The 12,351-nt window shown below is 63.2% G+C and carries 9 protein-coding genes; all 9 read right to left on the reverse strand.

Going from position 1 to position 12,351, the window contains the following annotated elements; translation table 11 throughout:
- Positions 1-59: 59 nt before the first annotated feature.
- Entirely contained in the window at positions 60-1,763 is a 1,704-nt protein-coding gene (locus GV819_RS25825; RefSeq protein ID WP_161758875.1) for an AMP-binding protein, read from the reverse strand.
- Positions 1,764-1,782: 19 nt separating this feature from the next.
- Positions 1,783-3,081 (reverse strand): acetyl-CoA C-acetyltransferase, encoded by a 1,299-nt coding sequence (locus GV819_RS25830; protein ID WP_161758876.1) that lies wholly within the window; start codon positions 3,079-3,081, stop codon positions 1,783-1,785.
- Positions 3,081-3,971 (reverse strand): MaoC family dehydratase, encoded by an 891-nt coding sequence (locus GV819_RS25835; RefSeq protein ID WP_161758877.1) that lies wholly within the window; start codon positions 3,969-3,971, stop codon positions 3,081-3,083. The genes GV819_RS25830 and GV819_RS25835 overlap by 1 nt, the downstream gene beginning before the upstream one ends.
- A gap of 3 nt (positions 3,972-3,974) precedes the next feature.
- Positions 3,975-5,327 carry a 3-oxoacyl-ACP reductase gene (locus GV819_RS25840; protein ID WP_161758878.1) on the reverse strand — a complete coding sequence of 451 codons (1,353 nt, stop codon included), beginning with the start codon at positions 5,325-5,327 and terminating at the stop codon, positions 3,975-3,977.
- 30 nt (positions 5,328-5,357) lie between these two features.
- On the reverse strand, positions 5,358-7,907 hold the full coding sequence (locus GV819_RS25845; RefSeq protein ID WP_161758879.1) for an acyl-CoA dehydrogenase: 2,550 nt from the start codon (positions 7,905-7,907) through the stop codon (positions 5,358-5,360).
- 275 nt (positions 7,908-8,182) lie between these two features.
- Positions 8,183-9,598: an outer membrane protein transport protein gene (locus tag GV819_RS25850; protein ID WP_161758880.1), complete on the reverse strand. Its 1,416-nt coding sequence runs from the start codon at positions 9,596-9,598 to the stop codon at positions 8,183-8,185.
- A 124-nt stretch (positions 9,599-9,722) separates the two neighbouring features.
- The gene (praB, locus tag GV819_RS25855; protein ID WP_161758881.1) at positions 9,723-10,214 is read right to left on the reverse strand and encodes an alkane oxidation protein activator PraB; all 492 of its coding nucleotides are present in this window, start codon (positions 10,212-10,214) and stop codon (positions 9,723-9,725) included.
- 204 nt (positions 10,215-10,418) lie between these two features.
- On the reverse strand, positions 10,419-10,910 hold the full coding sequence (gene praA / locus GV819_RS25860; RefSeq protein ID WP_161758882.1) for an alkane oxidation protein activator PraA: 492 nt from the start codon (positions 10,908-10,910) through the stop codon (positions 10,419-10,421).
- Between the two features lie 156 nt (positions 10,911-11,066).
- On the reverse strand, positions 11,067-12,344 hold the full coding sequence (locus GV819_RS25865) for an alkane 1-monooxygenase (protein ID WP_161758883.1): 1,278 nt from the start codon (positions 12,342-12,344) through the stop codon (positions 11,067-11,069).
- Between the last annotated feature and the right edge of the window lie 7 nt (positions 12,345-12,351).

The raw sequence follows: 12,351 nt of genomic DNA on the forward strand, positions 1-12,351 counted from the left end.
CCTCGCTGACGCCTTCGCTGGCAAGCCAGCTCCTACGGTGGTGTTGGCCGTTCAGCGGCTCAGCGCAATGCGCGGCGCAGGACCTTGCCAACCGTGGTCTTGGGCAGCTCTTCGGTGCGGAACTCGACATAGCGCGGCACCTTGTAGCCGGTGAGGTATTCCCGGCAGTGAGCCAGCAACTGATCCTGGGTCAGGTTCGGGTCCTTGCGCACCACGAAGATCTTCACTTTCTCGCCGGTCACTTGATCCTCGACGCCAATCGCCGCGACCTCCGCCACCCCCGGGTGCAAGGCCACCACGTCCTCGATCTCGTTGGGGTACACGTTGAAGCCAGACACCAGGATCATGTCCTTCTTGCGGTCCACCAGGCGGATGAAGCCCTGCTCGTTCATCACCCCGATATCGCCGGTGGACAACCAGCCATGGCGGTCCAGGACCTTGGCGGTTTCTTCCGGACGCTGCCAGTAGCCCTTCATCACCTGGGGCCCACGGACCTGCAACTCGCCCTCCTCACCGATCTCGGCCAACTGGCCGTCCTCACGCATGAAACGCACCCAGGTCGACGGCAGCGGCACGCCGATGGTCCCGGTAAAGTCGCCCTCGCGCATGCGCGCAATGTCGATCGGGCTGATGCTCACCACTGGCGAACATTCAGTCAGGCCGTAGCCCTCGATGATCGGCACCCCGGTGACTTCCTTCCAACGTCGGGCCACCGCGGTGTGGGTGGCCATGCCGCCGGCAATCGCCAGTTTCAGGTCGGAGAAATCCCGGCCGCGAAACGCTTCGTTCTCCAGCAAGCCGTTGAACAGGGTGTTGACCCCGACGATGCCGCTGAACTTTTCCTTGCGCAGAATCATCTGCACCCGCTTCACGTCCCGGGGGTTGGCGATGAGGATGTTGCGCCCGCCCAGGCACATGAACATCAGGCAGTTCACCGTCAGCGACAGCACGTGGTACAGCGGCAGCAGGGTGACGTTGGTTTCCTGTTGGTTCTCGTCCAGTTGATCGCCGACCCAGGCCTTGGCCTGCATCAGGTTGGCAAGAATATTACGGTGGGTGAGCATCGCGCCCTTGGCATCGCCGGTGGTGCCGCCGGTGTATTGCAGGAAGGCGATGTCGTCCTGCTGCAGGTCAACCGGCCGATGTTCCAGGCGCGCGGCCTGCTTCATCATCGCCGGATAGCGGATGGACCCGGGCAGGTTGAACGCGGGTATCTGCTTTTGCACATGACGCAGGACGAAGTTCAGCGCCGCGCCCTTGAAGGTGCCCACCAGGTCGCCGATCGAGGCCACCACGATGTGCTTCAGTTTGCTGCCCGGCATCGCCTGTTCCAGGGTGTGGGCAAAATTCTCGAAGATCACCACTGTCTCGGCGCCGCTGTCCTTGAGCAGGTGCCGAAGTTCGTGGGCCGTGTACAGCGGGTTGACGTTGACCACCACCGCCCCCACCAGCAGGGTACCGAACAGACAGATCGGGTACTGCAGGCTGTTGGGCATCATCAGCGCCACCCGGTCGCCCTTCTTTACCCCTTTCGCTTGCAGCCAGGCGGCGAAGGCGAACACGCGTTTCTCCCACTGGTCGTAGCCCATCTCGGTGCCGATGCTCACATAGGCCACCCGCTGGCGGTACTTGTCCACGTGTTCAAGGAACACCTCGCGCAGCGACGGATAGCGGTCGATGTCGGCTTCGATATCGCTGGGCACCCCCGGCAGGTAAGCGTTCAACCAGATACGCTCGGCAGGTTGCAGGCTCACGACACTCATTGGCAGTCTCCTGGTTATTTTATTTTTCGACGATGGCGGTGATGCCCAGCCCGCCTGCTGCACAGATGGAAATCAGGCCACGGCCGCCGCCTCGTTCATGGATCGCCTTGGCCAGGGTCGCCAGTTGACGGCCACCGGTCGCGGCGAAAGGATGACCACAACCCAGGGAGCCGCCGTTGATATTGAGTTTGCTGCGCTCAATGCTCCCCAGCGGCGTCTCCAGCCCGAGTTTCTCGCGGCAATAGTCGGGGTCTTCCCAGGCCTTGAGGGTGCACAACACCTGGGCGGCGAAGGCTTCGTGAATCTCGTAGAAGTCGAAATCCTGCAGGCTCAGGCCTTCCCGGGCGAGCATTCGCGGCACCGCATAGGCCGGCGCCATCAACAAGCCTTCGCTGGCGTCGACAAAATTCACTGCCGCCGTTTCCCCGGTACGCAGGTACGCCAGTACCGGCAGGTTGTTGGCCGCCGCCCAGTCTTCGCTGGCCAACAGCACCACCGAGGCGCCATCGGTGAGCGGCGTCGAGTTGCCGGCAGTCAGGGTGCCGCTGTTGCGGTCGTAGGCCGGGCCCAGGCCGGCGAGTTTCTCAAGGCTGGCATCGGCCCGCAGGTTGTTGTCACGCTTGAGGCCGCGGTACGGGGTGATCAGGTCATCGAAGAACCCCCGTTGGTAAGCGGCGTGCAGTTGCTGGTGGCTGGTCAGGGTCAGTTCGTCCTGGGCCAGGCGCTTGATCTGCCAACGCTTGGCCATTTCTTCACAGTGCTCACCCATGGACAGGCCGGTGCGCGGCTCGCCATTGCGCGGCAACAGCGGCTTGAACAACATGCCCGGCCGAACCTTCAGCAGGCTGCGCAGTTTGTTGCCGGTGCCCTTGGCCCGATTGGCCTGGAGCAAGGTGCGACGCAGGCCCTCGTTGATCCCGATGGGCGCGTCGGAAGTGGTGTCGGCACCGCCGGCGATGCCGACTTCGATCTGCCCCAGGGCGATCTTGTTGGCCACCAGCAGCGCCGCCTCAAGTCCGGTGCCGCAGGCTTGCTGCACATCGTAGGCCGGGGTTTGCGGCGACAACGTGGTGGACAGCAGGCTTTCCCGAGCCAGGTTGAAATCACGGGAATGCTTGATCACCGCCCCCGCGGCGAACTCGCCCAAGCGCTGGCCCGAGAGGCCGAAGCGGTCCACCAGGCCCTGCAATGCGGCCACCAGCAGATCCTGGTTGCTGTCATTGGCATACACCGTATTGGAGCGGGCAAACGGAATCCGATTGCCGCCGATGATTGCCACCCGACGCACCGGCGCCGGATTGAAACTGTACTCAGTCATCACCGAGCTCCCCCGATAAATAGGCCGCGCATGTGCGGCTTGTCCCCCGCGTTGTTGCGCACTTCGAATGCCTGCTGCTGGTCGACAGGCGGCTGGCTCCACAAGGTCACGGCCGCCGGCAGGAAGATTGGCAGCTTGAACTCGCAATCCAGCTGCGCTGCGGCCAGCGGGTGCGGCGGTTGCTGCGCCGCCAGCGCCCGGCCCAGGGTCCACAGGCCGTGGGCAATTGGCCGGCGAAAGCCGAACAGCCGGGCACCGAGCCACGAGGTATGGATCGGATTGAAGTCACCACTGACCTGGGCAAAACGCCGTCCCAGATCGCCCCCCAAGGTCCAGCGTTGGGTGCGGATCAAGGCCTGCTCATCCACGCTCAGCGTGCCCTGCCAGGGCTCGCCAATCGGCGCCGCTACTCCGCGCCGCAGGTACAGGCTGTCACTTTCCCAGACCAGGCTGCCGCCACTGTGGGCCCGAGTGGCAATGGACAGGGCCTGGCCCTTGGGATGCGCCAGCCAATGCTCGGCGAACACCTCCAGGCGCAGGGCCTGGCCCTGGGCCAATGGCTGGTACTGACGGATGCGGTTGGCCAGGTGCACCATGCCGCTGGCCGGGTAGGCAAAGGTGCGACTGGTGAGCAGCATCAGGTGCAAGGGAAACGCCAGGGTGTGGGGAAACGACAGCGGCACCCCGTGCTCCCGGCGAAAGCCGCAGGCCTGGGCATAACCGGCAATCGCCGCCTCCTGCAGCTCCACCGCCGGACGCACCAGGCGCTCCAGCGGCAAGGTCGGCGGCGCCTGCAGCTTGGGCTTGCGCAAGCTGCGGATACCGTCGTACAGCAACTGGCCACGGGACGGTGGCGGTTCGATGATGCGTATCGCGCTATCGGCATTCATGGCTCAGGCCCCCAGCAGGCTTTGCCCGCAGACGCGGACCAGCTGTCCATTGATCCCGCCGGAAGCCGGATGGGCCAGCCAGGCGATGGTTTCCGCCACGTCCACGGCCTGCCCGCCCTGGGACATGGAATTCATCCGCCGTCCGGCCTCGCGAATCATCAGCGGGATCTTCGCGGTCATCTGGGTTTCGATGAACCCCGGAGCCACACCGTTGACCGTGATCTGCTGGCGCGCCGCCAAGGGCGCCAGGCTCTGCACCAGGCCGATGACCCCGGCCTTGGAGGTGGCGTAGTTGCTTTGCCCGAGGTTGCCGGCAATCCCGGAAATCGACGACACGCAGACAATCCGTCCTCCCGGGTTCAGCCCCTGCCCTTCCAGCAACGCCTGGCTGAGCAGCAGCGGCGCCTCGAGGTTGACCGCCATGACCTTGCGCCAAGCAGCCTCGGTCATCTTCGCCAGGGTCTTGTCCTGGGTGATCCCGGCGTTGTGCACGACGATATCGAAGGCGCCGTGCTCACCGACGAACTCCAGCAACCGCTGGCCGGCGCCGGAAGCGCTAATGTCCAGGGCCAGGGCGCTGCCGCCCAGGCCCCCCGCCGCTTGCTGCAGCTCGGCCTCGACCTGGGGAATGTCCAGGCACACCACCTGGGCGCCCTCCCGGGCCAGGACCTTGGCGATGGCCAGGCCGATACCGCGACAGGCACCGGTGACCAGGGCCCGACGGCCGTGGAGCGGCTGCGCCCAATTGATGTGCTTGGGCACGTCCACCGGTTCGCCGATACGCACCACCTGGCCCGAGACATAGGCCGAGCGGCGAGACAGGAAGAACCGCAGGCTGCTGTCCAGTTCCGCTTCGGCGCCGGGTTCGACGTACAGCAACTGTACGGTGATGGCCCGGCGCAATTCCTTGCCCAATGAGCGCACAAAGCCTTCCAGGGCGCGCTGCGCCACCGCCTGGGCGAGCGCCGTGCAATGCTCCGGCGGCGTGCCCAACACCAGTACCCGACCGTGGGCGGTCAGGCGCCGGACGTTGGCGTGAAAGAAACGGTACAGCTCATCGAGCTGGGCGATATCGCTCAGCCCGCTGGCATCGAACACCACGCCCTGGACCTTCACCGTGGAAGGTGCAGTGATGCTGGCGGCCTGCGCGGCCACCGTGTCGGTGGCGGCGAAGATCCGTTGCAGTTCGCCCAACAGACGCCCCTCGGGCGCCGCGGCAAGGATCACCGGGTTGATCAGGTTGCTGCCCTGGCCCTCGCGGTGGCGTTGCAGCGGCACCGGTTGTGGCAGGCCCGTGCGCTGGGCCAGCCAGCGCCCCCACCCGGAATTGACGAACGAAAGATAACCATCAGACATAAAGAGATCCCGATCAAAAGCCGTAGAGGGTCAATAGGCCGAATCGCTGGCCGTCACCGCGTCTTCGCTGCTGGCGGCACGTTTGCGCGGCGCCGGCTTGGCGCTTTGCTCGACGTGCGCCTGACGCTGTTGCAGGGCTTCCAGCAGACCGAAGTCCTGGGGGAAGTCGTCGACCTGGATCGCGTGGTCGCCGTACTCCACATAGCGCCCCAGCAACTCGTCCTCGTCGGCACTGATCAGTTGCTGCTCCAGGGCCTTGACTCGCCAGATGACAAACGCCTCGCGGGAAATCGGCAGCGGCGCCAGGGTGCCCTGCTTGATCGCCGGCTTGAGCCGCGCCTCGATCAGGTCCACTTGCGGCTGCAGGCGGAACGCCAGTTCGCCATAGGCCAGCTTGTCGATTTCCGGCTGAGGCATGTAGGAATCGGCCAGCAGGCGTTCGCGGGTCGGGCCCGGGGTCTGCACCAGCTCGGCGACTTGCGCCAATAGTTGGTCGCAGGGTTTGTGCTGAGGGACACCCATCGGGAAGCTCAAGCCACGGATGATCCGGGCAGCCGCCTTGGACGGGTAGTTGTCCAGCACCTCGGCCAGGGCTTCATGGGCCCGCAGCAGCGCATCCTGGGCTGACCAGTGCACCAGCGGCAGATCGGACTGTGGACGACCGTCATCCTCGAAACGCTTCAACACGCAGGACAGGATGTACAGCTGCGAGAGAATGTCCCCCAGGCGCCCGGTGATACTTTCCTTGCGCTTGAGGGCACCGCCCAGCACGCCCATGGAAATGTCCGAGGTCAGGGCCAGGACCACCGACAGACGCTGGATCTGCCGGTAGTAAGGAGCCAGGGCCTTGTCGGTCTTAGCCGGGGCCTTGATCAGGCGCCCGCCGGTAAGTGCATGCACCGCTGCCCGCACCGTGTTGGCCAACACAAAGCTGATATGGCCGAACATTGCGCTGTCGAAATCTTCCAGGCTCTTGCGCCCGGTGTCGCGGGCCGCTTCCATTTCGCGCAACACATAAGGATGGCAGCGGATCAGGCCCTGACCGTAGATGATCAGGCAGCGGGTCATGATGTTCGCGCCTTCAACAGTGATGGCGATCGGGCTTTGCTGATAGGCCCGGGCGAGGAAGTTGTTGGGCCCCATGCAGATGCCCTTGCCGGCGACGATGTCCATGCCGTCATTGACGATGGCCCGGGCGCGCTCGGTGACGTGGTACTTGGCGATGGCCGAGATCACCGAGGGCTTTTCGCCGGCGTCCAGGGACGCCACCGACACCTTGCGCACCGCGTCGCAGGTGTACAGGTGCCCGGCCATGCGTGCCAGAGGAGCCTGCACCCCTTCGAACTTGCCGATCGGCAGGCCGAACTGCTTGCGCATCGCCGCGTAAGCAGTGGTGCCGCGTACTGCAACCTTGCCCATGCCGACGTTGGCCGACGGCAGGGAGATCGCCCGGCCAGCGGCCAGGCACTCCATCAGCATGCGCCAGCCGTTGCCCACCTGGTCGCCGCCGCCGATCACCCATTCCAGGGGAATGAACACATTCTTGCCAGTGGTTGGGCCGTTCTGGAACACCGCGTTCAGCGGCCAGTGACGGCGCCCGGTATTGACCCCCGGATGGCGGGTGGGGATCAGCGCGCAGGTAATGCCCAGGCTGCCTTTCTTGCCCAGCAAGCCCTCTGGGTCTTCGGCGCGAAAGGCCAGGCCCAGCACCGTGGCAATCGGCCCCAGGGTGATGTAGCGCTTGTCCCAGGTAACGCTGAAACCCAGCACTTCCTGGCCTTCGAACTGGCCTTTGCAAACCACCCCGACATCGGGAATTGCCCCGGCGTCGGAGCCGGCGTAGGGGCTGGTCAGGGCGAAGCACGGGATGTCTTCGCCGCGAGCCAGGCGCGGCAGGTAATGCTGGCGCTGGGCTTCGGTGCCGTAGTGCAACAGCAACTCCGCCGGGCCCAGGGAGTTGGGCACCATCACCGAGATCGCCGCCGCCGAGCAACGGGTGGAGAGCTTCATCACCACTTGCGAGTGAGCGTAATGGGAGAAGCCCTTGCCGCCGTACTGCCGGGGAATGATCATCCCCAGGAAACCGGCGTCCTTGGTGTATTGCCAGGCCTTGGGCGACAGATCCTGCCAGACCTGGGTGGTTTCCCAGTCGTTGGCCATGTCACACAGGGTTTCCACTTCATTGTCCATGAACGCTTGTTCTTCAGCGCTCAGGCTGGCCGGTGCGGCCTGCAGCAAGCGCGGCCAATCGGGCTTGCCACTGAACAGCTCGGCGTCCCACCAGACCGTGCCGGACTCGATGGCCGCGCGCTCGGTGTCGGACATCGCCGGCATGATCTTGCGGAACATCGCCAGGGCCTTGCGGGTCAGCAAGGCGCGACGCAGCGGCTTGATTGCCAGCACCGCAGCCGGCAGCAGGACCAGCGCCGTGCCCAGGGTCAGCCCCAGGGTGCCCAGCAAATTGAACAGATGCCCTGCCGCCAGCCAGACCAGGCCAATGCCCAGCCACAAGACTGCAGTCGCTTGTCGATAGGCCAATGCAAGTGCCGCGGCGAGTCCCAACAATAACCAGACAATCATGGAATACCTCTCTTGTTCTAACGAGACAACCACGTGGAACCTGGGCGTTGTGCCGGCCCCTCGAAGATCACCCTACAAAGGAAATAACGCCGTTTCAAATTTTATTTTTAAATAAAAATTTAAACACTTGGCAAAAATATGCGGCTGAGCGAACTCAGCCTCGAGGACCCAGGGAATGGGTCAGGACGCGAACGACGCCCGCCGGTCCAGGCTACGGCAATACAGCAGACACAGCCTGTACCGCCGTGCGCCTGAAACCCGGCGCAGTACGGGTGTCAGAAGTGATAGGTCGCAGACAGGCTGACCACTTCACCCGAGGCTTCAACCTTGCCATCGAGGCGAGACCCGCCAAGACGATCCTGGTTCTGGGTCTGGATCCGGGCTTCCTTGACGAATTGCCGCGAGTAGGCGCCGTCGATGGTCAGCCCTGGAACCGCCTTGATGTCATAACCAAAACCCAGCGAGGTGAACCAGCGATCATTGTCCGGAATCCGTGGGTCACGGGTTGAGCCACGGGTCGGCGTCTGGTCGAAGGCCACACCGGCACGCAGTGTCAGCTGATCGGTGAAACGGTAGTCGCCACCCACCGAGTACATCATCGAGTCCTTGTATCGGTAGGGGATCGAAATGAGGGTGTTGCCATCGGACTTGAGCGTCAGGTCCTTGAACGACGACCACTGTGTCCAGAGTGCGCTGACGCCGAGGGTGAAGCGATCATTGAACACGTGCACCCAGTCGATAGCTGCACTGGCCGGAATATCCAGCTGGGCCGAGGCATTGGCGCCATCGGGATTCAACTTGAGCCCCGGATAGGCAATTTCCACGAGGGATGGCCCTGAGGAAGAGTCGGTGTAGGCCCGGCCCAAGGCGTCGGCCCGGATATTGTATTTACCTTCCAGCTTGTTCTTGATCTTGGCGTGATAGTTCACCCCCAGAGTGTCCTGTTCGGTAGGTTTCCAGGTCACCCCGGTAAACCAGCCGACGGAGGTGTTATCCACCTTGACCCGCATCAGGTTGGAACCCACGCCTGAAGGAGCGCCCGGCAACAGGGAGACCCCGGCGGCACCGCTCAAGTTGAGGTTCTGGCTGACAAAGCCGTTGGTGTGCTGGAGGATCGCGCCCAGGCCGAGGGCGAACTGATCGTTGACCTTGAACGAGAAGGCGCCTGAGACCCCCGCCGTTTCGATCTTGGTGTCCACCGCGAAATCCTGTCCCTTCCAGCCGTTGTCCCAGGTGCTGCGCATGCCCATGGGAACCACTTGGCTCAAGCCAAAGGCAAAGCGATCATTGATGGGCATGACCAGGAAGCCGGTCGGCAACCAAGCGGTAAAACCACCCTCACCACCATTGCCTTCAAGCGGGGTCTGGTTGAAAGGATCGTCGATCGAAGAGGTGGAGGCCGGCTTGCCTTGGTAATCGTAGGCATTGCCCTTGTACTTGAGCTTGATCCGCGCGTAATCGACGGTCATCTGTGCCACGTTCTGATCGATGAACGCCATGGCTGCCGGGTTGTTGTAGGCCGCACTGGGATCATTCTTGAACAATGACCCCCCACCGAACGCCCGACCCCAGCCGGGGGTACCAAAAGTAGGAGTAGTAAAACCACCCGCTTGCACCGACCCGGAACTCATCAAGCCGCCCAGCACTGCCAGGCCGATGACTGCCTGGATCTTGTGTTTCTTATTATTCATGCCCCACTCCTTATTATTATCGACCGCGATCGGCTATCACCGATCCAGGGTGTTGCAACAGGCGCCTCAGCAGAGGCGCCTGTTTTTTTCAGCAAGTGATCAACAGGCTGAAGTCAGCTCAACTTCATGGCGTTACGGTGAGAGCAGGGTTCGGGTTGACGCTCAGAGCAGTGATTTTGCAGCTGCCGACGGTTTGCGCCGAAGGAATGCTCAGGGTGTTGGTCGCGTTGTTCCAGGAGACGTTGATCGTCACCGGAGAAGCGCTGCAGTTGGAGAGGATCTTGAAGTTGACCCCAGCCACAGTGCCGGTGGTAGCGCTGGAGGTACTCAGCGTCCAGGGCAGACCCAGTAGGGCCGGTACGCTGCACAAGGAGTTGCTGCCGCTGACCGTGGCACCGGTGATCGAGGCGTTGGCGCCATTGGCCGCTACGGTACCGGTGAAATTGATGTTGCAATTGACCGGTATGCCGAACGACGCAGGCGAGGCCACCGAGATGGTGCCTGGCGCCGAGAAAGTCGCACCAGCAGGAGCAATGGTGGCAGCGCTGGCCATCGACGCGGCGCCCAGGCAGATGGCGAAAGAAGCTACGGATACCAGAGTCTTGATGCTTTGCATTGTTGTTTTCCTCAAGATTTAGGCAACAGGCAGTTGCCAGGGGGTTATCAGCCTTGCCAGGGTGTCGATGACGCCATCGGCTCTCCAGTTCGACCGAATTCGGTGCTGGAGCACGCTAGGGCGATACCGACACGGCCTGAACCACCCGTGCTTTCGGACTCGATCGCAAGTTCATCAGCGTCCCTCCATGGATTCTGTTTTCGATCAGGGCGCGACCCGAAAGGTCGGCGGCATCTGGATCGACACAGTCTTGATGGTGCAGCCACCGTCGAGGCTGACCTGGGTCGCCTCGAGTTTTCCGGTGCTGTTGTTCCAACTGCCTTCGGCGGTGCTCGGCCCGCAATCGCCACCCACCAGCGGCGCGTGCACGGTGACCCGGATGCCGGACATGGCACCGCTGGCTTGATCCTTGGCAATCAGCTTCCAGGGCAGGTGCGTGGCTTCGACCTGGCCACACTTGAGGCCGCCGCTGAAGTCGACTTTGTCGACGCTGGCGAAGCTGCCATCGGGGCTGACCTTGCCGCTGACCTGGATGGTGCAGTCGGCATTGATGATGCTCTTGGCAAAACTGATGGGGCCTTTGGCGGTGAACTCGGTATTGGCCGGTTCGATGCGCGCGGCGTCGGCCGCACCCATCATCGACACCCCCACCAGGACCACGAACAGACGGGCAGCAAACAGCGGTGAGATAGACATCCGTGACTTCCTTACAGTTGCTTATTGTTGTTGTCGGTCAACGTGTTCAAGGACTTCATCTGACTCTGCTCACCCGTCAAGGGACTCCGTCACCGGTGAACGCAAATGGTTCACCGGCACTTGAAGGGCTGAGCAGCACAACGCAACAGCGGTGTTTCAATCGGTGTCGGTAAAGCCGTGTTGCTTGAGCAGTTCGCTGCGTTTGGCCGGATGCAGGTTGGCCAGCCGGACATCCCCCGAGTAATGCGCCAGCACTCGGTGATCCATCAGTCGCCGCCAGAGAAACGGCACGTAGGCCCAGACGATCATGGTGGCGTAGCCATAAGGCAGTTGCGGCGATTCGTCGAAGTGGCGCAGGGCCTGGTATGAACGGGTCGGGTTGGCGTGATGGTCGGAGTGCCGTTGCAGCTGGAACAGGAAGATGTTGGTGACGATCCGGTTGCTGTTCCAGGAATGCCGTGGCGAGCAGCGTTCATAGCGGCCGTTAGGCTGTTTCTGCCGCAGCAGGCCGTAGTGCTCCACGTAGTTCACCACCTCCAGCAAGGAGAAACCGTAGATGCCCTGGATCAGCAGGAAGGGAATCACCGCCGCGCCGAGCCAGGCGATCAGCACGCCCCAGAGCACCACGCTGTACAACCAGGCGCTGAGCACACCGTTCTTCCAGTGCAGGGTCGGCAGCCCGAGCTTGTGCAGGCGCTGGCTTTCCAGGTGCCAGGCCGAGCGCAGGCTGAACCAGGTGGTACGCGGCAGGAAGCTCCAGAAAGACTCGCCAAGACGCGAACTGGCGGGGTCTTCCGGAGTCGCCACGCGCACGTGGTGGCCCCGGTTGTGCTCGACGAAGAAGTGCCCGTAGAAGGTCGAGGCCAGGGCCAGTTTGGCCAGGAACTTGGCCATCCCCCGGTTCTTGTGCCCCAGTTCATGGGCGATGTTGATGGCGATGCCCGTGGCCGCGCCGGTGGACATCGCCATGCCCAGGTAAGTGAACCAGCCGACGCTGCCGTGCAACTGGGCGCGTTCGGTAAGAAACGCGGCGAAACTCGCCAGGCTGCCGTGCAGGTGCAGTTGCTCACTCAAGTGCAACAGGCCGCCGGCGATGATCCAGTCGACGCCGCTGACGGCCATCCACGCGGTGACCACCAGCGACAGCACGGAAAACACCGCACAGCTATAGACGATGAAGCGGTAGTAGGGTTGTTTTTCCAAATCGGGAACCGCGGATTCCGGCGGGTTGCTGGCATCCTCTCCCATCAGGCCGTCGATCAACGGGATCAGGCCGAAGATCACCAGCACCCCGCTCCACCAGAGCACCTGGACACCGGTGGTCAGGGCGGACAGCCCGGCCAGCAGCGGAGTGATCATCGGCAAGATGCCCAGCCACCACAGGTGACGCTTGCCATCGGTCCATACGCCAGGTGCCGCCACGGAAACAGTCATGGCAGCC

It is taken from the genome of Pseudomonas sp. Fl5BN2, from assembly GCF_009908205.1.
Lineage (GTDB): Bacteria > Pseudomonadota > Gammaproteobacteria > Pseudomonadales > Pseudomonadaceae > Aquipseudomonas.

Coding starts and splice junctions, on each gene's coding strand:
- GV819_RS25825 (WP_161758875.1), bottom strand. CDS start 1,763: ATGAGTGTCGTGAGCCTGCAACCTGCCGAGCGTATCTGGTTGAACGCT.
- GV819_RS25830 (WP_161758876.1), bottom strand. CDS start 3,081: ATGACTGAGTACAGTTTCAATCCGGCGCCGGTGCGTCGGGTGGCAATC.
- GV819_RS25835 (WP_161758877.1), bottom strand. CDS start 3,971: ATGAATGCCGATAGCGCGATACGCATCATCGAACCGCCACCGTCCCGT.
- GV819_RS25840 (WP_161758878.1), bottom strand. CDS start 5,327: ATGTCTGATGGTTATCTTTCGTTCGTCAATTCCGGGTGGGGGCGCTGG.
- GV819_RS25845 (WP_161758879.1), bottom strand. CDS start 7,907: ATGATTGTCTGGTTATTGTTGGGACTCGCCGCGGCACTTGCATTGGCC.
- GV819_RS25850 (WP_161758880.1), bottom strand. CDS start 9,598: ATGAATAATAAGAAACACAAGATCCAGGCAGTCATCGGCCTGGCAGTG.
- praB (WP_161758881.1), bottom strand. CDS start 10,214: ATGCAAAGCATCAAGACTCTGGTATCCGTAGCTTCTTTCGCCATCTGC.
- praA (WP_161758882.1), bottom strand. CDS start 10,910: ATGTCTATCTCACCGCTGTTTGCTGCCCGTCTGTTCGTGGTCCTGGTG.
- GV819_RS25865 (WP_161758883.1), bottom strand. CDS start 12,344: ATGACTGTTTCCGTGGCGGCACCTGGCGTATGGACCGATGGCAAGCGT.